The sequence below is a fragment of the Agarivorans albus genome (assembly GCF_019670105.1).
In the GTDB taxonomy this organism is placed as follows: domain Bacteria; phylum Pseudomonadota; class Gammaproteobacteria; order Enterobacterales; family Celerinatantimonadaceae; genus Agarivorans; species Agarivorans albus.
Window position 1 is genome coordinate 2550634 of sequence record NZ_AP023032.1, and the last position, 21164, is coordinate 2571797.

At 44.0% G+C, this 21164-nt stretch carries 17 protein-coding genes; 9 read left to right on the plus strand and 8 right to left on the minus strand.

Features of this window, described 5'->3' with window-relative positions; all coding sequences use genetic code 11:
- Positions 1–3: 3 nt before the first annotated feature.
- Together psrA and K5620_RS11735 are read right to left on the minus strand one after the other, a co-directional pair.
- Positions 4–630: a TetR family transcriptional repressor PsrA gene (psrA, locus tag K5620_RS11730; RefSeq protein WP_016401846.1), complete on the minus strand. Its 627-nt coding sequence runs from the start codon at positions 628–630 to the stop codon at positions 4–6.
- A 247-nt stretch (positions 631–877) separates the two neighbouring features.
- Positions 878–1480: a hypothetical protein gene (locus tag K5620_RS11735; protein ID WP_016401847.1), complete on the minus strand. Its 603-nt coding sequence runs from the start codon at positions 1478–1480 to the stop codon at positions 878–880.
- A gap of 496 nt (positions 1481–1976) precedes the next feature.
- Here K5620_RS11735 and K5620_RS11740 point away from each other — a divergent pair, with 496 nt between their 5' ends.
- The 4 genes from K5620_RS11740 to K5620_RS11755 all read left to right on the plus strand — a co-directional run bounded on the left by K5620_RS11740 (position 1977) and on the right by K5620_RS11755 (position 4355).
- Complete coding sequence (locus tag K5620_RS11740) at positions 1977–2231, plus strand: BufA1 family periplasmic bufferin-type metallophore (protein WP_016401848.1); 255 nt, start codon at positions 1977–1979, stop codon at positions 2229–2231.
- 70 nt (positions 2232–2301) lie between these two features.
- Positions 2302–3144 carry an MNIO family bufferin maturase gene (gene bufB, locus K5620_RS11745; protein ID WP_016401849.1) on the plus strand — a complete coding sequence of 281 codons (843 nt, stop codon included), beginning with the start codon at positions 2302–2304 and terminating at the stop codon, positions 3142–3144.
- Positions 3137–3916 (plus strand): HvfC/BufC N-terminal domain-containing protein, encoded by a 780-nt coding sequence (locus K5620_RS11750; protein ID WP_016401850.1) that lies wholly within the window; start codon positions 3137–3139, stop codon positions 3914–3916. The genes bufB and K5620_RS11750 overlap by 8 nt, the downstream gene beginning before the upstream one ends.
- Positions 3900–4355 (plus strand): DoxX family protein, encoded by a 456-nt coding sequence (locus K5620_RS11755; protein WP_221077365.1) that lies wholly within the window; start codon positions 3900–3902, stop codon positions 4353–4355. The genes K5620_RS11750 and K5620_RS11755 overlap by 17 nt, the downstream gene beginning before the upstream one ends.
- Before the next feature lie 82 nt (positions 4356–4437).
- On the opposite strand, the gene K5620_RS11760 is transcribed toward K5620_RS11755, so the two are convergent.
- Entirely contained in the window at positions 4438–5964 is a 1527-nt protein-coding gene (locus K5620_RS11760) for a fumarate hydratase (protein WP_016401852.1), read from the minus strand.
- 206 nt (positions 5965–6170) lie between these two features.
- Here K5620_RS11760 and pabB point away from each other — a divergent pair, with 206 nt between their 5' ends.
- From pabB to K5620_RS11785, 5 genes are all read left to right on the plus strand, one after another.
- Entirely contained in the window at positions 6171–7541 is a 1371-nt protein-coding gene (pabB, locus tag K5620_RS11765) for an aminodeoxychorismate synthase component I (protein ID WP_016401853.1), read from the plus strand.
- A 19-nt stretch (positions 7542–7560) separates the two neighbouring features.
- Positions 7561–8133 (plus strand): CoA pyrophosphatase, encoded by a 573-nt coding sequence (locus K5620_RS11770; RefSeq protein ID WP_016401854.1) that lies wholly within the window; start codon positions 7561–7563, stop codon positions 8131–8133.
- 66 nt (positions 8134–8199) lie between these two features.
- Positions 8200–9558, plus strand: a complete 1359-nt coding sequence (locus K5620_RS11775) for an L-serine ammonia-lyase (RefSeq protein ID WP_016401855.1) — start codon at positions 8200–8202, stop codon at positions 9556–9558.
- A 419-nt stretch (positions 9559–9977) separates the two neighbouring features.
- Entirely contained in the window at positions 9978–12089 is a 2112-nt protein-coding gene (locus tag K5620_RS11780) for a di-heme-cytochrome C peroxidase (protein WP_215426402.1), read from the plus strand.
- A 1-nt stretch (position 12090) separates the two neighbouring features.
- Complete coding sequence (locus tag K5620_RS11785; protein WP_016401857.1) at positions 12091–13323, plus strand: catalase family protein; 1233 nt, start codon at positions 12091–12093, stop codon at positions 13321–13323.
- Between the two features lie 51 nt (positions 13324–13374).
- Here K5620_RS11785 and K5620_RS11790 read toward each other — a convergent pair whose 3' ends face one another.
- The 5 genes from K5620_RS11790 to K5620_RS11810 all read right to left on the minus strand — a co-directional run bounded on the left by K5620_RS11790 (position 13375) and on the right by K5620_RS11810 (position 21037).
- Entirely contained in the window at positions 13375–14484 is a 1110-nt protein-coding gene (locus K5620_RS11790) for a DUF1835 domain-containing protein (RefSeq protein ID WP_016401858.1), read from the minus strand.
- A gap of 61 nt (positions 14485–14545) precedes the next feature.
- Positions 14546–17389 (minus strand): ABC transporter substrate-binding protein, encoded by a 2844-nt coding sequence (locus tag K5620_RS11795; RefSeq protein WP_040307177.1) that lies wholly within the window; start codon positions 17387–17389, stop codon positions 14546–14548.
- 20 nt (positions 17390–17409) lie between these two features.
- A complete protein-coding gene (locus K5620_RS11800; RefSeq protein ID WP_215426403.1) occupies positions 17410–18447 on the minus strand; it encodes an ABC transporter substrate-binding protein in 1038 nt (345 codons plus the stop codon).
- Positions 18447–20294, minus strand: coding sequence for an SLC13 family permease (locus tag K5620_RS11805; protein ID WP_016401861.1), 1848 nt, complete (start codon positions 20292–20294; stop codon positions 18447–18449). The genes K5620_RS11800 and K5620_RS11805 overlap by 1 nt, the downstream gene beginning before the upstream one ends.
- A complete protein-coding gene (locus K5620_RS11810) occupies positions 20291–21037 on the minus strand; it encodes a hypothetical protein (RefSeq protein WP_016401862.1) in 747 nt (248 codons plus the stop codon). Before K5620_RS11810 ends, K5620_RS11805 begins: the two co-directional genes overlap by 4 nt.
- Positions 21038–21164: the final 127 nt, after the last annotated feature.

Sequence of the window (21164 nt, forward strand, 5' to 3'; positions counted from 1 at the left end):
TGTTTAGGTTGGCGCACCCACACCGGCTGCCAAATAGGGGATTACTTTTCTGATTAATCCTTCGGTATTTAAATCTTCATTAAAGTCGGCGCTGGCAATATCTTTTAGGGCTGTGCTCGATGCCATGGTGAACACCACTGTTCCTAAGGTGAAATGCAAACGCCAAAATATATCGCTATCAGATAACTCTGGATAAGCTAATCTCACCGCTTCTTGAAAACGGCTGAGTACTTCTCCAAAGTGATGAGTAATAAATTTACGTAGGTGCCCTTGGCTGTCGGTATACCCTCGTCCTAATAATAGTAGGAACATTGCGGTACCGTGTTTCTTCACTTGGTTCATTTCAAGCAAGGGGTCAATAAACGAAGAGAACACTTGGTCCAGATTAGGCGGTCTATCACCTTCTATATGTTCTAACATCGCTTTGTCTACCAAGGGCATAAATTGCTCTAGGTAGCGCATAAGAACGGCTTGGATAAGTTCTTTTTTAGAACCAAAATGGTAATTTACCGAGGCAAGATTAACCTCAGCATGAGAAGTAATTAACCTCAACGAGGTATCGGCAAATCCTCGTTCAGCGAATAAACGTTCAGCTGCATCGAGGATCTTACTTTTAGTTCCTTGTCTCACTATGACACCTTAAAAATAAAACACCTGTTTAAAATCTACGTTTAAGGCCTTCAGATGTCAATCATTCGCTAGGCATAATTTGCGGGTGAAACTAAAAACGAGAACTGAACTCGGATTTTTTTAAGAAAAAAATGAAGATTTTTGAAACTTTCTCGAAAACGCTGGGTCTTAATCTATGCCACTGCAATTAAATACTTAAATTGAACGCCCAGCGCCCCCTGTAGCTGGGCTTTTTTTTGCCTGCTATTTACAACGCATCTTTAACACTTAAATAAGCAAATACACGGTTTACCGCGTAATCCACTCCTTCTGGTTTAATGGCTATTTGGCGGCGCCCCATTTCGTCGGTTTCAACTTGGGCGAAGGCTTGCAGACTTACTTGCCACATTTTGTAATTAGACTGGGCGGTATACAAACTCATCATTAAGGTGGCACGTTGAAAGTCTTGGTTGCCGTCATCCGCCAATCCTGGCGATACCCCAAACAAAGTCATCAATTGTTCATCACTTAATTTTTGACTGGTAGGCAATGCAAAAGCCATCCAGTAATCGCAGCTATCATCAGCTTGAGATAAATAGTGGATACCTAAGTCTTCAAATTTTTGAGCAAAGGCTTCATGAAACGCATCATAAGCATGCACATCGGAGCGTTGGGGGTTTCGCAGGGCTTCTTCTAGCAATGGATGACCACATACTGTTTGTTGCTTAAACACAGTAAAACCGGGCTCTGCACTGACAATAATGGTATCGCGATATTGTTGTTCTTTGCGCTGAGCTTGCTCTTCTTCAACTACCGTTGTGCAGGCGCTAGCCAAAAGTGTCAAGGCGCTAGCCAAGATAAGCTGTTTCATAAATTCAACCTGTTAAAACAATGTATTGATATAATTAACTAATTTGTAGAAAAAAGCACGTAACTGTTACAAGCGCTGTTGTAGACAAGCCACATACCAAGAAGTTTCCTTAAGCTGATAACAATATGCAGCCTAGAGTTCGTTTAAAACATAGCAGCATAATTTTCGACAGTAACTTAAGGGTAAATCTTAGTTAGTTTTGGTAAGTCTCTCGCTAGTGACTAGCGAGCTAATTTTACATAGCTGCAACCTAATCTTTCACTAAAAAAATCAAAAAAATAAATAACTTTTTTAAAGCTAACAAAATCAAGACCTAAGCCGCGCCATGCCTAGCACTAACAAAAAGCCACTTAATATAAAATTGTAAAAACCTTTGCTCTATTGTTGATATTTTTTCACAACTCACGAAATTTTTTCTTTAGTAATGCGGTTTCCTTAGCTACAACTAAGTGAACAAGTTGTACTTAACACGACACAATTTGATAAAGGAAATATTATGAAAGGTTCAAACATTGCAATCGCTACAGCAGTAACTGGTTTAATCGCATTGGGTACTCTTACCGCTACTCCAGCTGTTGCTGCAGGTAAAGAGAAATGTTACGGCGTAGCCAAAGCGGGCAAGAATGACTGTGCTACCAAAAATAGCTCATGTGCCGGCACAGCTACAGCTGACAACCAATCAGACGCTTTTGTTGTATTACCAAAAGGCTTATGTGACAAACTAGCTGGTGGTAGCAAACAATCTAGCTAATTTGTAACTGCCGAACCAGCTAAACTTGGTTCGGCAGCCTCCCTACCCCCTCGCTTAAACGAACACCACTATGACAAAAAAACAATACGGGCTTGGTTTACGCTCAGCTTATGCAGAACAATTGCTAAACAAACACCAGCAATTGGATTGGCTAGAGATACACGCTGAGAACTACTTCAACCCTCACTCATACGATTATCATCTACTTAAGCAAATAGCTGAGCACAGTCCTATTAGTGTGCACGGGGTTGGTTTGTCGCTAGGGTCCTTCGATGCATTAAGCAAAACACATTTAGAGAAACTAAAAGCATTAATTGATGATGTTAATCCTTTTATCGTCTCTGAGCATTTAAGCTGGAGCAGCATTAACGGGCGCTTTTATAACGACCTACTGCCCCTACCTTACACGGAAGAGTGCTTACAGGTTTTTATAGAACACGTTAACCAAGCACAAGACTTTTTAGGCCGACAACTGCTTATCGAAAATCCTTCGGCGTATTTGGCCTATCATGAAAGCCACATTCATGAGCCGGAGTTTTTGAACCGGTTGGTTGAAGCAACTGGCTGCGGTTTGCTGTTAGACATTAACAATGTTTATGTCAGTGGCCATAACCTAGGTTGGGATAACCAAGAATACTTAGAGACACTAAACCTAGCTGCAGTTAAAGAGATCCACTTAGCGGGTTATACCGAAAAACAACTCGACAACAAAACAGTACTTATTGACAGCCACAACCAAAAAGTTAGTGAGCCAGTATGGCAACTGTATCGCCAATTTCAGCAATACTATGCCAATAGCATCCCCACCCTTATTGAATGGGACAGCGATTTTCCATCCTTAGAGGTGCTCATTGAAGAAGTGGCGCAAGCTAAACATATTGATCTTGCTATAAGCGAGGTGAACTGTGCTTAAACAACTACAACAAGAGTTTTCTCGCTCACTAAATCAAACAGATACCAGCCTTGAATCTCGCTTAGCCAAAATCGCATTAAGCGCTGAGGAGTCGATACAAATCTACCAAAATAACTATGTGCTAAGCCTTAGCGAAGCTTTGAGTGCCAGTTACCCAACAGTGCAAAAGCTAGTGGGTGAAGAGTACTTTAAGTTTGTCGCTAAAAACTTCATTTTACAGCATGGTCATAATCAAGGTGACCTCAACCTCTTTGGCTTAGGTTTTAATAAGTTCTTACAACAACAAGACGCACTATCTACCCTACCCTATTTAGCAGATATCGCGCTGCTAGATTGGCAAATTGAACAGACGGCTGGCCAAGCATTTACAAACCAGCTTTTCACTGTAGAAGTTCTCCAATCGATACCAGCAGAGCAATTAGGTGATGCTGTGCTGCACCTGGCGCCTCATCAGTCTTTACTCGCTAGCCAATACCCTGTTTTTTCTATCTACCAAATGGTTCAAGCAAACCAAGTTGAAGCCATCGAGTTAGATGAACAAGATTTTGTACTATTTACTAAGCAAGCTGATTTTGAAGTTCAGCTAGAGCAAATATCCCCGCTTAGTTATGCGTTTCTTAGCCATTGCCAGCAACTACGTCCATTAGGTGAGTTGCCTCAACACTGTTTGGCAGAGTTAGAAACCCTCCTTGGCGAATCTATTCAATTACAACGTTTATCCCATTTTAGTTTTGCATCAGAGATAGGAGAGTCAAATGATGCCACTTTATAATATCTACCTAAAAGCCGTAGAGATGATGCAGTTTCTGCTTATCCCTTTATTACTCACGTTTACTCGAATATGGGTAGCCATTGTATTTTTCCGCTCAGGTTATTTAAAACTTACCAGCTGGGATTCAACGCTTTATCTGTTTGAACTTGAGTACCAAGTGCCAATTTTACCGTGGGAGCTAGCAGCCTATCTAGGAACTGCAGCCGAGCTAATTTTGCCGGTATTTCTGGTACTTGGCTTGTTTACCCGTATTTTTGCTTTGAAATTGTTCTTCTTTAATATCATCGCTGTCGTGTCATACCCAGTGCTTTGGCCCGGTGGTTTTTACGACCACCAGCTATGGGGCTTAATGATACTAATTAATGTTATTTGGGGAGCGGGCCCATTTTCTGCCGATTACCTGTTAAACAAAAAAATGGCACAAAAAAAAGCGGCTTAAGCCGCTTTCATTAGGGTTTGTTGATCTTCCGAGCTGATTATTGCGGTGATAAATCAACAGACCCTAAGCAAAACTAAATATATTACTTGCTTAGTTTTGCATCTAGTTCTTCAATTTTAGCCTTCCAAATTGCTGGTCCCTGCTGGTGAGCAGAGTTACCGTCGGCATCAACTGCTACAGTAACTGGCATATCTTCTACTTCAAACTCATAGATGGCTTCCATGCCTAAATCTTCGAAAGCCACTACCTTGGCATTCTTAATCGCTTTAGATACTAAGTAAGCAGCACCGCCTACCGCCATTAAATAAACCGACTGATGTTTAGCAATAGAATCCACCGTTGCAGGGCCACGTTCCGCTTTACCAATCATGCCCATTAAACCCGTTTCTTCGAGCATCATGTCTGTGAATTTGTCCATACGGGTAGACGTTGTAGGACCCGCTGGACCAACTGCTTCGTCTCGTACTGCATCTACCGGACCTACGTAGTAAATAAATCGACCATTAAAATCTACGCCATTAGGGAATGGTTTACCCTGCTCTAGGTATTCTTTAATGCGCTTATGGGCAGCATCGCGACCAGTAAGAATTTTACCGTTAAGCAATACAGTTTCACCCATTTTCCAGGTGGCTACTTCTTCTTTCGTCACTTTATTTACATCTACCCGGCGAACATTATCACCGACATCCCAAGTGATCTCTGGCCAGTCTTCAAGCTTAGGTGGCGTTAATACCGCTGGGCCGCTGCCATCTAAATGAAAATGCGCATGACGTGTTGCTGCACAATTGGGGATCATTACAACCGGTTTAGAAGCCGCGTGAGTTGGGCAAGATTTTACTTTTACATCAAGCACCGTCGTTAAACCGCCAAGGCCCTGAGCACCTATACCCAGTTTGTTAATGCCGTCCATCAACTCTAAACGTAGTTCTTCGTCGGCATTTTCTGCGCCTTTAGCGATGAGGTCTTGAATATCAACCGGATCCATTAGCGATTCTTTAGCCATTACTGCTGCTTTTTCTGCAGTGCCGCCAATACCAATGCCTACCATGCCCGGTGGACACCAACCAGCACCCATTGTTGGTAAGGTTTTTAGAACCCACTCTGCAACAGAATCAGATGGATTTAGCATTACCATCTTAGATTTGTTTTCACTGCCGCCACCTTTGGCCGCGACCATAATCTCAACTTTGTCACCTGCTACTAAGTCTATGTGGACTACCGCGGGAGTATTGTCTTTAGTGTTTTTACGTGCGCCGTTAGGGTCAGCAACAATAGAAGCACGTAAAGGGTTATCTGGGTTGGTATAAGCTCTACGAACCCCTTCATCAACCATTTCTTGAACTGTGAGATCACTGTCCCATTGAACATTCATCCCTACTTTTACAAACGCAGTGATAATGCCGGTATCCTGACAGATAGGACGCAAACCTTGAGCACACATGCGTGAGTTAATTAAGATTTGGGCGATGGCATCTTTGGCAGCAATACTCTGTTCTTTTTCGTACGCTTCCGCCATTGCGGTGACAAAATCGAGGGGATGGTAGTAAGAAATGAATTGCAGCGATTCTGCGACACTGTCAATAAAGTCCTGTTTACGGATGATGGTCATAAAGTCTCCACGTTTCCTTATTATTGCCTTTTATTATCAACAGCTTTTATCGAGGCTGTTGCTACGGCTGTTAGGGTTGTTGTCGTTATCCTTCAGCGCCTATGATACCCTTGCGTCACAAAGCCTGCTATAACCTAAAGCTAAGTTTTTACAATTTATCTACATCTTCAATTCCGAATAGTGAATGGTCACGCAAAACTACCTATATGATTGTTAGTAAATCTTTTTCTATTTCTCCAGTACAACTCTTCGAGCAACTAGCACAGCAAGACTGGTGTTGTTTTTTACAATCGGCTGCCGACTCTCACGAGAATAACCAGTTTGATATTTTAGTCGCCGATCCTATCGCCACTATTTCCTATAGCGATGGCACATCCAAAGTTAGGGTTGGCGAGCAGCACTACCAAAGCGAACAAGCACCCTTTGAGTTACTTGAGTCTTTGCGCAAGCAACTGTTCCCCGAAGAGCAAGCCAGCACTCCAGTATTTCCCTTTGAAGGTGGTGCCTTAGGCTTGTGGTCCTATGATTTAGGAAGAAGCTTAGAAGTTTTACCAGAGCGCTTAGCCAAAGATTTAAGCACTCCAGATATGGCAGTAGGCTTTTATGATTGGGCGCTTATTTTTGATCATCACACAAAAAGCACAACACTAATTCAATGGCATGAGATTGGCGACGAAGAAACTGCCCTTGAACGTTTAAAGCAGCGTGAACTTTGGCTAAGCATTCAAACAAGCCAAGAGTTACCTAAGTTTGAACTAACCAGCGCCTGGCAAAGTAATATGAACCAAGCGGCCTACCATGACAAATTTGAACAAGTACAAGAGTATTTGTTGAGTGGTGATTGCTACCAAATCAACCTGGCGCAGCGTTTTAGTGCAAGCTACCAAGGAACAGAAGCCGAAGCTTACCAGCGCCTTATTGCAGCCAACCAAGCGCCTTTCTCCGCATTTATGCGTTTACCCAGCAGTTGTATTCTTAGCGTTTCTCCAGAGCGCTTTATTAGCTTAAAAAATGGTGAAATAGAAACTAAACCAATTAAAGGTACTCGCCCAAGAAGTACGAATAAGCAGCATGATCAACAGCTGGCCGACGAGTTACTTAGTGCCGAGAAAGATCAAGCCGAAAATCTCATGATTGTTGATTTGCTGCGTAACGATATTGGCCGAGTCGCGAGCCCTGGCTCAGTAGAAGTCCCCAAACTATTTGCCATCGAATCTTTCCCCGCGGTGCATCACTTGGTGAGCACAATCCGCGCAACACTTGCTCCGAACTACTCTGCAGAACAGTTATTAGCAGCTTGTTTTCCTGGAGGTTCGATAACCGGAGCTCCTAAAATTCGAGCGATGCAAATTATTGAGGAGCTTGAAGAGAGCCGCCGCAGCGCTTATTGTGGTGCTATTGGTTATATATCAAGTAGTGGTGATATGGATACCAATATCACCATTCGCACCTTAGTGTGCGAAAATCAAAAAATATACAGTTGGGCTGGTGGCGGTGTTGTCACAGATTCCAAAGTTGACGCCGAATATCAAGAAACCTTCGATAAATTAAGTCGAATTCTTCCTGTGCTCGAATAACCTAAGTTGGAGAAAACCGTTGTCCCAAAAAGAAACCACACATTTTTTACAACGCTTTCTCCTGCAACTCGCTAAACAAGATTCGCCTCGCAGCGCTAAACATGCCGCTGCAGTGCTGTTACCAATTATTGTTCAACCAGGGCAAGCAGAACAAATAGTGCTCACTCAACGCAGCGCTCATCTGCGCCACCACCCATCACAAATTAGTTTACCCGGCGGCAAACACGATCCCGAAGATATTAACCTTAGCCACACCGCGCTTAGGGAAACCTACGAAGAAATTGGCGTTCATCCCACCGCATTTACTATTCATGGCCAATTACCAAAACAAACCACAGTAAGTAATTTTTCGGTACGCCCTTTTATAGCCACCACCAACCAAGCGTTGTCGTTTAAACTTAACTACGATGAAGTGGCTCAGGTTATGGTATTGCCGCTACAGCCCTTTTTACGACTAGATAATTACCACGGCTATTCCTTCAAACGCAGAGGAAAGCTCGAAAAAGTGTACTTTATAGAAGTAGAAAAACATGTGATATGGGGAGCCACCGCTAAAATATTGCGTGATTTCGCTTCTCATTGTTGCAGATAACTAAATATACTTATAATCTCAGAATTAACAACTTAGTGGCTTAAGCAGCTTTAGCTAGGATTAAACATGGTAAGTATATTTGACCTATTCTCAATAGGTATTGGGCCTTCCAGCTCTCACACAGTTGGGCCAATGAAAGCAGCTAAGCTGTTTGCAGAGCGTTTAGACAGCAACGCTGAGCTAAATCGAGTTGATCACATTAAAGTAGAACTGTTTGGTTCATTAGGTGCAACAGGCAAAGGCCATGGCACAGGCAAGGCCGTTATTTTGGGCTTGTTGGGTGAGTCGCCCGAGTTAGTGGATGTTGATACCGTTGATCAGATGCTGCTAAAAGTTGAGCAAACCGAAGAGTTGTCGCTGTTAGCTAAGAAGACCATTAACTTCGCTAAAACAGGTGCCATTGTATTTCATCGTCGTAAGCAGCTACCAGCCCACAGCAATGCCTTAAGTTTTCATGCCTACCTAGACAATGGCAAAAGCATCTCGGCCACCTATTACTCTATAGGCGGCGGTTACATTGTCGAAGAAGGCCAAGAAAACGATACGTCGAGTCACAATTACCCCTATCCCTTCGAGAACGCCGAGAGCTTATTACAACGCTGCAAAGAGAGCGGCAAAAGCATTGCGGCCGTGGTCTCGGCTAATGAGCAAGTTCACTGTTCCACCCGAACCATTAGCCAATACACCCAACAAATTTGGCTTACAATGCAAGCATGTGTAAAACGCGGCATTAGTGAAGAAGGCATATTACCGGGCGGCTTAAAACTGGCTAGACGGGCACCAACTTTAAATCGGCAGTTAGCTTCGCAGCGCAACTTAAGCTCAGATCCTTTAAATGTGATGGATTGGGTAAACCTGTATGCATTAGCTGTTAGTGAAGAAAATGCTGGCGGCGGCCGCGTAGTTACTGCACCAACCAACGGCGCCGCGGGTATTATCCCTGCGGTATTGCACTACTACCACAATCACGTTCAAGAGCTTGATCAAGATTCAATCAATCAGTTTTTTCTAACCGCTACTGCCATTGGGTCTTTATACAAAACCAACGCGTCTATATCTGGTGCTGAGGTTGGCTGCCAAGGCGAAGTGGGCGTAGCCTGCTCGATGGCTGCAGCAGGCTTGGTGGCAATATTTGGTGGTAACCCCGAACAAATTGAAAACGCCGCCGAAATTGGCATCGAGCACAACCTTGGCTTAACCTGCGATCCCATCGGCGGTTTGGTGCAAGTTCCTTGCATTGAGCGTAATGCCATGGGCGCGCTTAAAGCGATAAATGCCGCACGATTGGCATTAAGAGGCAGTGGTGAGCACAAAGTTTCTTTAGATAAAGCCATCAAAACCATGTGGGAAACTGGCTGCGATATGAAGAGCAAATATAAAGAAACTGCTCGTGGTGGCTTAGCAGTAAACATTATCGAATGTTAATACACAGCTAAGTGTAAATATGCTGTTATTAGGGGCTGTTTATCTTTCGCGGTTAAATTTTGTTCGCGATAAAATCGCTTTAGGCGCGGCAAAGAGTGTGTAGCCTAGCATTCTAGGTAAACACACCTAAAGAAAGCATAAAGCGATTTTAGCCGAACCCTTTGGGCAGCCTCTGTGGCTTATGTCTACTGCGTTATCAGCTTCTCATGTAGGCTCGCTACACATCAAAGCTTCTGCCTTGTATAAATCAGCCACAAACTGCTGCAAAAATCAGCTCGAAAGATATACAGCCCCTAGATCTATCTCTTTGTTTTAGTAATAGTTAAGTGCAATCCACTTAAAATACCTATAACATTTAACCAACATTTACGGCCTGCACGACGCAGGCCGCTTGCATTCTTACAAATGGATTTGAAACTATGCTAAAACAGCTCCTGTCTGGGCTACTTTTGCTCGTCTTAAAAATCGTCTTACTGCCTTTTAAGCTAATTATTAAGGCCACCACCCGCTTGTTAAATTGGGTTTGGGGTTTAGTAAAAGCAATTTGGCAGGTTTGGCTAGCATTAGGACCACGTTGGTTACGCTATTCTTTTCTCGGCATTGCCTTGATCACAGCCGGATATCTAGGGCTAAAAGCTTTCCTCAAACCCAACTTAACCATAGAGACGGTGAACCAAGTTCACTACCTCAACAAAGGTTGGACAGACGAGCAACGCGAGCGTTTTTACTTTACCCCACAAGGTACCGAGCTATTAGGGCTAGAGTATGATTGGTTCATCAACCTAGAGCTGCCGCTTTCCAAAGATTTATTAACCAGCCCCGACAATATGCGCGGCTGGGGCTTTATTGTAACCCCTGGCCAGCAGCCTACCACTTTAAACCCTGGCAACCTTCCAGTAGGTTTAGGTCGGCACATTGACCCTAAATCCGGTAAAGAGCGCTTAGATCTTACCTGTGCCATGTGTCATACCGGTGAGCTTCACTACCAAGGTAACGCGCTGCGCATCGATGGTGGTCAGGCAGTGCAAAGCATTTCTAACGCCAAACGTGGCGAGTTTATTACTACCCTCGCCGCCTCTGTAGTCGCAACCCTCATTAATCCAAGTAAATGGAGCCGTTTTGCTGACCGCGTTGCAGGACAAGATCCTGCACAGCGTAAGCAACTACGCAAACAAATTTGGGGCTTCTTGGGTAATATTAAGCAATTTGTATCGGGCGCTGGTGCTCCTAAGCTCTACCCTGTTGAAGAAGGCCGCGGCCGAACAGACGCAGTAGGCCGAATAGCTAATGTAGTATTTGGCTACGACCTCGACGAACCTGCTAACTACCGTGTCGCTAATGCACCGGTTAGCTATCCCTTCCTTTGGGATATCTGGCGTTTCGATTGGGTGCAATACACTGGTTTTACCAACCAAGCAATGGCACGGAATGTCGGTGAAAGCCTAGGCGTATTGGCGCCAATCAAACTAGTGAATGAAGAAGGTGAATTATTAACTAGCGAAGAGTTTGGTGAATCAGTCATTGATTTAGCTGGCATGCACTGCGTTGAAGGCACCTTACGCTCACTAGAGCCGCCGCGCTGGCCAGAAGCTATTCTAGGAAACATCGATACCCAGCTGGCCACCCAAGGTAAAGACTTATTCCTAGACCAATGTCAGGCTTGTCATGGACCGCATAAAGTCCAACCCTACCAATGGAAAGTAGCCAGCAAACCTGGCGAAAATCCAGACAAGCAAATAGATGTAAACTGGCAATGGGATATGGACGGAGACATTACTTTTGTTGGCCAACAAGCGGTCCGCGAAGATTGGCGCGAAGTAATTTGGGCAATGCCTTGGGTTAAAACCTCGGTGATTGGCACTGACCCTACCGCTGCAGATAACTACATGGATCACCGCTACGATGGTAGCAAAATTATTCCAGGCTCGGCCCCGGTAAATGCTGGCGATGGCTTACAAATACTGCTTAATCGTTTAGTGCCAAAACTTTACCAAGACAATAACATCGATAAAGCCTTGATTGCTGACTACGATGGTTTAAATGTACCTTTTAGAATCGCCAATATGCGAGCCTATAAACCGCGCCCATTACATGGTGTGTGGGCTACCCCACCATTCTTACATAATGGTTCAGTGCCTACTTTGTACCACCTGTTATCGCCACTTCGTGAGCGACCAAAGCAATTTTATATTGGTAATCGTGAGTACAACCCAGACCATCTAGGTTTTATTACCGAACAACGCCCAGGTAGTTTTAAACACGATACCAGTATTAAGGGCAACGGTAACCAAGGGCATCTATTCACTGATGTTGATATGCCGGGCCGAATCGGTCGTTTGCTTAGCATGCAGGAGCGTGCCGCTTTATTAGAATACTTGAAAGTAATGGGCAACCCAGAATTTAGCGACAAGCTTGGTGGAGACCCACTTGATTGGTCTAAATACACTCAAGCGCCACAGTTTGGCTCTGAACAGCAAGCTTGTTTAGACAGCTTTAACGCCGCGAAAAACAATCCAGCAAAGGTGCACTAAGATGAAAAAACTATTTACTAAATCACCTTTAGCCCTTTGTTTGCTTGGTTTAAGCTTTAGTGCTGCTAATGCTAATGACTTATATAAAGAAATGGGCATCACCAAGCCCGAGCAAGAAGCCATTATGTCGGCGATTAACTCGGCGCGCGAAATATCTAAACGTGCAGAGCAATACAACGGTTTGCCTTACCGAAGGGACGCACATGCCAAAGCAACCGGTTGTGCTAGAGCTACTTTCTCGGTAAATCCAGACATTCCAGAGCGTTTTAAAGCTGGGCTGTTTGCGCAAGAAAATCAGCAATATAAAGCTTGGATCCGTTTCTCCAATGGCGACATGCTAGTACAAGCTGATAGTAAAGGCGACGCGCGAGGAATGGCGGTAAAAGTAATGAACGTACCAGGTAAAGCCATTGCCCCTGAGTTAGGCGAGAGTCATAACCAAGATTTCATTATGACCAATACGCCGGCATTTTTTAACCGCAACATTTTTGATTACGCAGACGACATGACTTACTTGGCGAAGTTTCAACGCACCAAGTGGTTTATTAGCTTGTTTCCACCACGTTTGCACCCCAAACAGTTTTACCGGGCGATTCAAACCGTGTCATCGGTTATCAATACGCCACTTGAAGCACAGTATTTTTCTATGCTGCCCTACCGTTTAGGCAACAGCACCATTAAGTTTTCTACTAAACCTTGTGCCGGAATGACCTTCCCTAGCAAGGTAGATAAATCAGATCCTGATTATTTAAGCAATCAATTAGAAACTCAATTAGCAAACGGCGGAGCATGTTTTGAGTTTATGGTACAAGAAAAACTGCCGGGCTATTACATGCCGGTAGACGATGCTACCGCTATTTGGTCTGAGCAAGCCTCGCCATTCATTAGCATTGCAACTATTAACATTCCTCCGCAGCATTTATATAGCGAGCAGCAACAGCAATTTTGTGAAAATATATCGATGAATCCGTGGCGAGCAGTAGAAGGCTGGGAACCCTTAAGCAGCTTAAACAAAGCCCGACGTGTTGTTTATCAAGCGGTATCTAAATACCGTCATCAGCAAAACAAAGCAGCAACCCCAGAACCCAACTCATGGTGCTTAGCCAGCGAAGGAGAAGTTTGCGACCCAAACCAGGGTTTGGTTGTGAGCAAACCCACTTGGCCATTGCCCCGCTGTTTTGATGGTTACGCTAAACCCATTGATGGTGAAAGCTTAAACAGCAACTGTAAATAAAACAAAAACCACGCTAAGCGTGGTTTTTTATTGCCGCTCTTTACCTCGCTATTACTGCTTCACTATCTGGCCTTGCTTGTGGTCCCAGCACCAATAATTATCTTGGCTAATGTTAACCCCGCCTCGCCAAAAATTTAGCTGAGAAGAAAGCTCTTTAAGCATTGCGCCCTCAAGCGCCTTAAGCCCTGCATCGGTGACAGTGTAACTAGCATCCATGCTCCAGTGTTTGTCATCCTTGTTGTCAATTTTTACACAAGGAGGAGTTAACAGAGACAAACAGTAAAGCTCTTTGCTTAACCAAGCATCCCCAAGAAAAGGCGCATCTTCTAAGGTTTGCAAGTTTACAAATAGTCGCCCAAGCTTTATCTCAGAGTCTTCCATAATTTGTTGATAACGCAGATCCGCAACGAACTCTTCTTCACCCTGATATTGAGATTGCTGACGAAGATTACTCTGCAAAATAGGCAACTCTTGCATTGGTTTAGCCAAAGACTCAAGAATGTGCAATTGCGTAAGACTTAACCCCTTATCTAGCCAAGGATACTCTTGGGCAAAACGCAGCAAAGCATTCGCCATAAATGGTAGTGGTGATAATGGTTCGAGGAGTAAATGATTGAGTTGCTCAGGGGTGTTGGCTGCGAGTGCCAGCCATACCCTTTTGCCTAGTTCTAATTGCTCAACACTAAGCGTTTGTCTGTTTGGATAAAGTGCTTCAAGCTGGCTAATCGAAAGGTTTCCTAGGCCATGGAAATAATCAAGATCTGGATGCTCACCAATACAAATAATTCGAAATTGCTTGGTTAGTTCGGGATGTTTGGCTAAATGAAATAAACATTCAGCTAACTGCAATTGATCATAGAGATCGTGTTCAAACCACAACACAACCTCTTTGTAATGGCTTAGCTTATCTAAAACAGCTTGGCGCTGAACAAAATCATCCAAGATCTGCTGTTCACTGATCTCCATTGCAGGCAAAGGGCTAGGCAAACTTATTGTTTCATGAATGAAACTAGCGCGAGCTTTTAGATAAGCTTGCCCTTCTACAGCAACAATTGGCCCGTCATGCAATACGTCTCGCCAACACAGTATCTCACCTTGGACAATACTTGATTGCTTAAGCATGTCTCCAACGCTATCGCCGTTGGTAATGTGTAATTGCATCAGCTGTTCCCTCGTTGAGTTTGCCTCAGCTTAACAAACTTCTATAAGGGAACAAACGCCACTATGCATCATTAAGTAACGGGGTTTCCAACTCTGGTTCTATTACCTCAAGTTCCTGCTTAATTTCAGCATCTAAACGCCAAATAGCTTGCCAAACTAAATCGGTAGTTGTAGCGGTGTCATCTACCCCATGCACCAGCTTTATTTGATAATCCACATTGTCAGAGCCTATGCTAGCTACATCAATATAAACCCGATTAACGGCGTCAATAGCCATAAGGGCGGCTTCTATCCGCGGGATCACCTGCAAGGGTTCTAACTGTTTATTTACTGAGGCAGAAAAACCACCTGTCACAATCTGTCCACTGCTACTCACATTGTTTAAATTGGCGTTTGCCAAAGTATTGTTCGGGATAGAATAGAGGGTATTGTCAGCCGTTTTTACCTTAGTAGTACGCCAGTTCATGTCTATCACTTCGCCTACAATTGGCCCACCATAGCCACCTAGACTAATCCAATCTCCAAGCTTAAACGGCTTCTCCAAGCTAATAGCAATGCCCGAGAAAATATTCACAAGGTTTGATTGCAAAGCTAAGCCCAGGATCATTGCCACCAAGCCAGACGTTGCTAATAGGCTGGTTAGCTCTCGTTGGTATACAAAAGAGAGAATCGCAAATATCGCTCCTATGTATGCTAAGCCACGAGTTAAGTGGCGCATAATTCGTGGAACTTGGCGGCCACTGCGCTTTTCTATGGGGTCCCAAAGCAACACATCAATTAACAAAGCTAAGGTCGAGGCCAACAGTAGCCACCACAATACGTCGAAACAATTGCTAGCAAACAGCTGATTAGTATTAGGATAAGCTTGCGCTAACCAATCTAAAAACAAGGGCTCAGCGGAAGCTATAAACAAGGCGTATAAAAGCTTGTTACCTAAGCCATAAGCTCTAGATAGCTGACCCAGTATCTTAAAGTCTAAAACCAATGCGTAAAGTAACCACGCCAATACACTGCTATAAAAGATTATCTGCTGCCATTGTGCGGGAATACGCCCCCTTAGGCTTAATACATTTTCTTGTACTGGCGTTAGAGAATTAAACCGAGAAAACTCCACAGCTTGTCTGTCTGAATGTAAATACTTGGGATCACCTAAACTGCGTTTACGTAAGGTATCTTGAAAAGACAAAGTGCTGCCTTGGCGCCACTGGCTGGTGTCAAATTGAACCTTATGCTGGTTGGTTTGGTTTTTATGTAGGCTGGTTTGGCCGAGCCCAACAATATCTGATACATAAATAAGCTCACTTCTTGGCAGCGTAGTATGCCTAAAACTTACGCCCAGTTGGTATTCTCCAAAGGCTGCTCTACCGGGTTTTGCATCTGCTAGAAAAGTGCCTTCCACCTGATAAAGCTGGTAAGTACTTTGGCTTGTAAAATTAGACTCTATTGGTTCTTGTAAGCCCAAATCACCTACCGAGTTCAAAAACACGATGTCTTCGGCTTTTACCCCAGGTGTGCTTCTAAACCAAAGTTTAAATTTAGCTTTGAAGGTCATATCTATGGTGGAAAACTCGCTAATGTTTTGCATTTCAATGCCGGTATACACCACATCAGTTCGGCGCACCGCAAGGTTTTCGTCATTAACATCTTGCAGCTGAATCGGCGCAGAAACAAAAGCCCCGCCACTAAACAAGCCCACTTGCATAGGGCGTAATACGTTGCCTTGCGAGTCAAAATACAAAGAGTGGGTTAAACCCTGAACAGCATTATTGGGTGAATCAAAACCAGTTAAGTGATTTTTTATCGCTGCTCTTTGGCTAGCTATATTAAGCTGGCTAAACTCATCGGCCCCGCCTGCTTCACCGCTTGCTGCATCTATTGCGGCCGATACGATAGTTGCTGCATCATAATATGCGGCCGAAACACCACTAGGCTCATAACCAAAACCTTTATGAAAGCTTTGATAAAAAAGTTGAGTTGATTCGCTGGCTACATCAAACAAGATAGGACTAACGGCGAACACCCCATTAGTATAATAACCAGATACTTCTCTCTCTTGGCTTCGATGTTTAAAACGCTCGGGGAAACTTTGCTTACCAATAGAAGAACTGCCAATAAACAGCCAATTTGGATGTTGCTGCTTTAAATGGCTAACTAGCGTTTCACCTTCTACATCATGCACCGCTAAGAACACTGCTCCGGTGTGGCCAAACTCACTAATTTTTTGGCTTATTAGCTCGGCTTGTTTAGCGATGTCTCTTTTTAAATCCACCCCTAAACTCAGCGTTTGAATCGCTAGCAGTTCAGCTCTATTAAGAAAAGAATCTGCTAACGACTCGCCAAATTTATCTTGGCTATAGATTAATACCGCTTTGTCTTTAGCTAGGCTTGCAACGTAGTCGGCAACAAACTTACCTTGTAAATGGTTATCTGGAATAACCCTAAAAGCCCAGTCATTATTCTGGGTGATCTCAGTTGCGGTGGCTGAGCCCCCAACCATGGGTAAACCAGCACGTTGGTAAATACTGGCGGCCTTAATCGAGGTAGCCGATGCTCGGTGCCCTAATACGGCAACTACATTGTTAGTTGCAGCTAACTGCTTCGCAATTAGCTGTGCTTTGCTTTTGTCATTAGCATCATCGTATTGCTGAACAACAATGGCTACTTGGTTATCTTGCCGCTGGCTATTATGGAGATCAGCATAAAGTTGAGCACCGTGAACCATTGATAAACCTTTGTCGGCTTCATTGCCCGACATTGGCCCAACCACCGCCAGTATTACACTATTTGTTCCACTGTCGCTTATCCACCGCTGCAAGTGCTCATAACTAGTAACTAAGGCGCTTGCGACAACACATAAACAAGCAAGCGCAAGTATGCGTCTACGTAAATTCCATCTAATAGCCAAAACAGTCTTCCTTAACGGTTTTATTCAAAGTAGTTATTGGTGGCGCGGGCAAAAGCTTCTAGTACTTTTGGCACTTTGATATCGCGAGCTTCAAGTGCTTGATGACGCAGAGCTACCACGTATTGTTTCGATATAGCCACTGGCATCTGTGACAAACTAGCGGGATCTTCCACTAAGCGAATAGCCCGCTCGAAAGCTATCTCTCCCTGCTCAAAGGGTGAAGCTCCAATTGAGAGCATGACCCCGTCTTCAGAGTTAAATGCATTGATACCAACAATCGGTAGCGTTGAATTTGCTTCGGTCCATTGCGCCACTTCTTCAGCAGAGGCAAAGCTTTCGCTACCGTCACTAAACAGTTTACGGTAGCCGCCAACTAGCAAAAATTGGTACTTGCCGTTAAGTGATAGAACAGCTTGCTTCCACTGTTCGAAGGTTTTAACCCCAAGGTGCCCTTGGTATTCAAGTGGCGCCCACTCTTGCCTTGCTAGGTAACCCGCATCAAGCTTGGCCGAAGTTGAACTATCGGAGAGGTAAACAACACTCCCTTTCAAGCTGCCAAGTCTAGGCTGGCTTTCTACCAATAACCTTAATACTTCTTTAATTGCCGACACCGATTTACGTTCGAGTATGCCTGTCACATTGTCAGCATCCTGATAACCATAGGCTTCAAGCTCAGCATTTACCCCGGCAAACACAATCTGAATCGCTTCGTTGCCAATATAGTCGGTAGCAACTAAGCGCTGAGCATCGTCATCAATAACCAGTAATACATTGGGTTGGTAGTTATCGACTACCCGTTTAGCAACCGTTGCAGCGCGTTTCTTAGCGGCTTCGCTAGATTGATTTTTGGTATTCATGTAGTGATAGCGAATATCAACATTCATGTGGGCGCGCTTGGCTCTGTCTATGCCTTGGTTAACTGTGCGAGTCCAGGCATAGTCGGTTTCGTAGCTATGCAGAATGAGGATTCTTGGCCTTGAAGCCCCCTCCACGACTATCACTCCGATAGTAGCAACGAGAAAGCTCAGCATAATGACGCTTAACAGTAACTTTTTCATTATATAAGCCCCATGCTTTGCCAATAAGGAATGCTGAGATAAACCGCTACAAGTTTGAACAGGTATATCAGTACATTCATTTTCATCAACTTGGCTTCATCATTACTCACAATGCCGGTGGTTAAACTTAAAAACTGCATGTAATAAGAAGCCTGGAACGGCCAAAAGAAGCTTTCTGAAAGGAACAATATTAGGAAACCAATCACCCAAGGATTCACCCCCACTTCTATGGAAGCAGGAATAAGTAAGGTAGCTAGAATAATCACCGTTGCATTGATTGGCAGTATTAAACGAATAAGACTCACGATAACAGCCAACAACACCACAAACAGTGCCAAGCTTTCTTGCATGTAAGCAGCCAACCAATAGATTTTCCCAGTAAGCCAAGTATCTAGCTCTACTTGATGAATAATGTCGACCACACCAATTAGCGAGCCTAAGAACACAAGAAAGCTCCAATCAATTTTAGTTCTAAACTGGTTGGGATCTAAAAAACCAAACATCATCAAATAGAACAGAATGGCTAAGGCAACCCAAGCAACTTCGATACGGTGAATATTGGCAAATAACAGAGCCGATATAAGCACGATTAGACCAAGAATTGACGACCACTCGGCAGGGTTTAGCGAACCAAGGGTTTTAAGCTGCTGCAGGCTTGTAGTTTTTGGCAGCTTTAGACTTTGTTTATTGCGATAAACCCAGCACAAAGAAACAGCGTACAGCGCTAACAGCACCATGCCACAAACCAATGCCGCAAGTAGCCAATCTAGCCATTGGAAATACTGCTGAACTTGCTGTGGCAACATGCCTAATACGATAAAGTTTACCGACTTACTACTAACAAAAATTGGCGACAGTAAGCTTGCGCCAAATAGCAGGCTGGCCTTTAACCTCGGTCCCTCTTGCTCACGCGCTTCTTTACTCGCCCCACTCAACAAATCTTTTAAGAACGGCGCAACAATGGTTACCCTACCATTAACGGTAGGCACAACCGGTGTAAGCAATGCGCCAACACTAAAAAAGCTGATGTTATACCAAATTTTGGAAGCAGGACCGATTAACAGTAGATGCAACAACATACGATAACTTAAACCCGATGAGCGGATTACCGCGCTCAAGCCAAGTATGCTCAAAGCCATAAAAAAGCTGTTGCTCGAGAAGCCGGAAAACGCCGATTCACTGGTGGTAATTCCCAGCAATACAGCACTTAATACAGCAAATAACCCAGGCACATAATCTGGTAGTAAACGAAAGATCCACATTACCGAACATATGCCAAGGATTGACGCAAAGTAGATTGCATCTTGATGCAATGGTTGCTGGCTAAGTATTAAGCCCCAATAAATCATTAAAGGGGTTATTATCGCAAACAACCAACCAATGATCTGGCGATAGCCCACTTCAATGTCATGTTTAGGGCTTAAGTCGACTTCAATATGCGTTTGCCCCGCAAGGCGAGAGTGGAAGCTGTCGAGCAATGATTGTTTAAAACTACTGTAGGCTTCTAGAGTAAGTATCGCCGCCAAGGGTAAAACCACCAGCTCGGCACTCTCTACTACCTCAATATCGTAGATGTAACTGCGCATACCTAGTGCCGACTCTTCGCCGAAGAATCCGCTAATAGGCCCTTTAACCTGATCTTTATTGGTGGTTTGTAGCTCACCTTCTAGTAAGTAATATAGGTTGTTCGCGTCTTCTCCCGAGCGGCAAACAACCTCACCAGGCGCTAATTTCACAACTGTAATATTTGCTAACAGTCGAGCGAGGTCTTCTTTCTGGCAGCCAGAAAAAGCGGGGTTACTTTTTAAAAACTGACTTAAAACTTGTAGCTTTTCCGGCATAATCATCGGCAATACTGCTCCGTTGGGATAACAGCATGTACCTGATACTCTGCCCCCGGCGCAATAATGTATTCACTAGCACCTTGTTTAGATTGAGGGTTTCCCCAGTCGTAGGTGTAACCTAAGCCTGTCCATGGAACACCTGCAGACTCTCGAAAACTCTTGAAGTATAAAGCTTGATAGAAGCCCGGATAATCGTTAATCCCCTTCACCTCATTGGCTATTTGGCTGGCATCTAGCTTACAACTCTGGTCGTCAATTTCAGGGTCGACACAAGGCCTAAATAGGTCTTCTGGCGCAACATACAACTCTACAAAAGCATTGTAATCCCAGCTTGGGTCTAAACCTAGGTATTGCTTTAAACGCAGCTCAAGATCGCTTTGCGAAACGGTTTTATTATCAGACAGGTACTGACTGCAGAACTGCTGAAGTTGCGGAGCAAGGCTCACCCATATTGGATAATTTGGATTAGTAGAACTGTGGGTATTTGGCAAAACAAATTTGTCGATGGCACCCTGGCTTTTCCAAGTGAGTACCAGCAGTTTGTCGCCTTGTTCATTCCATTGCAGCAGTTCGTTGTTAGCATTTACGGCAAACAAATTAGTGCTAACATCTTCAGGTTGAGGAAATGCAGCCTGCTTAACTGCTAAATCGTAGGCGGAGTTAGGTTGCTCGAGTGATTGGCTACAACCTGTCATAAGGCATACAGATAAGGTGCAAGCAAGTGCAGAAAAAGTGAATTGATTCAAAATATGTCCTTGTTTGAAAGCGGCAAATCCTTTGCCTTATAACCAAAAGCGAGATAACGCTTAAGGCTTAGCTCTTAACCAGCAATAGTTGCTAATTACTTGTTAATAACAATAAATTAGCTTTGGT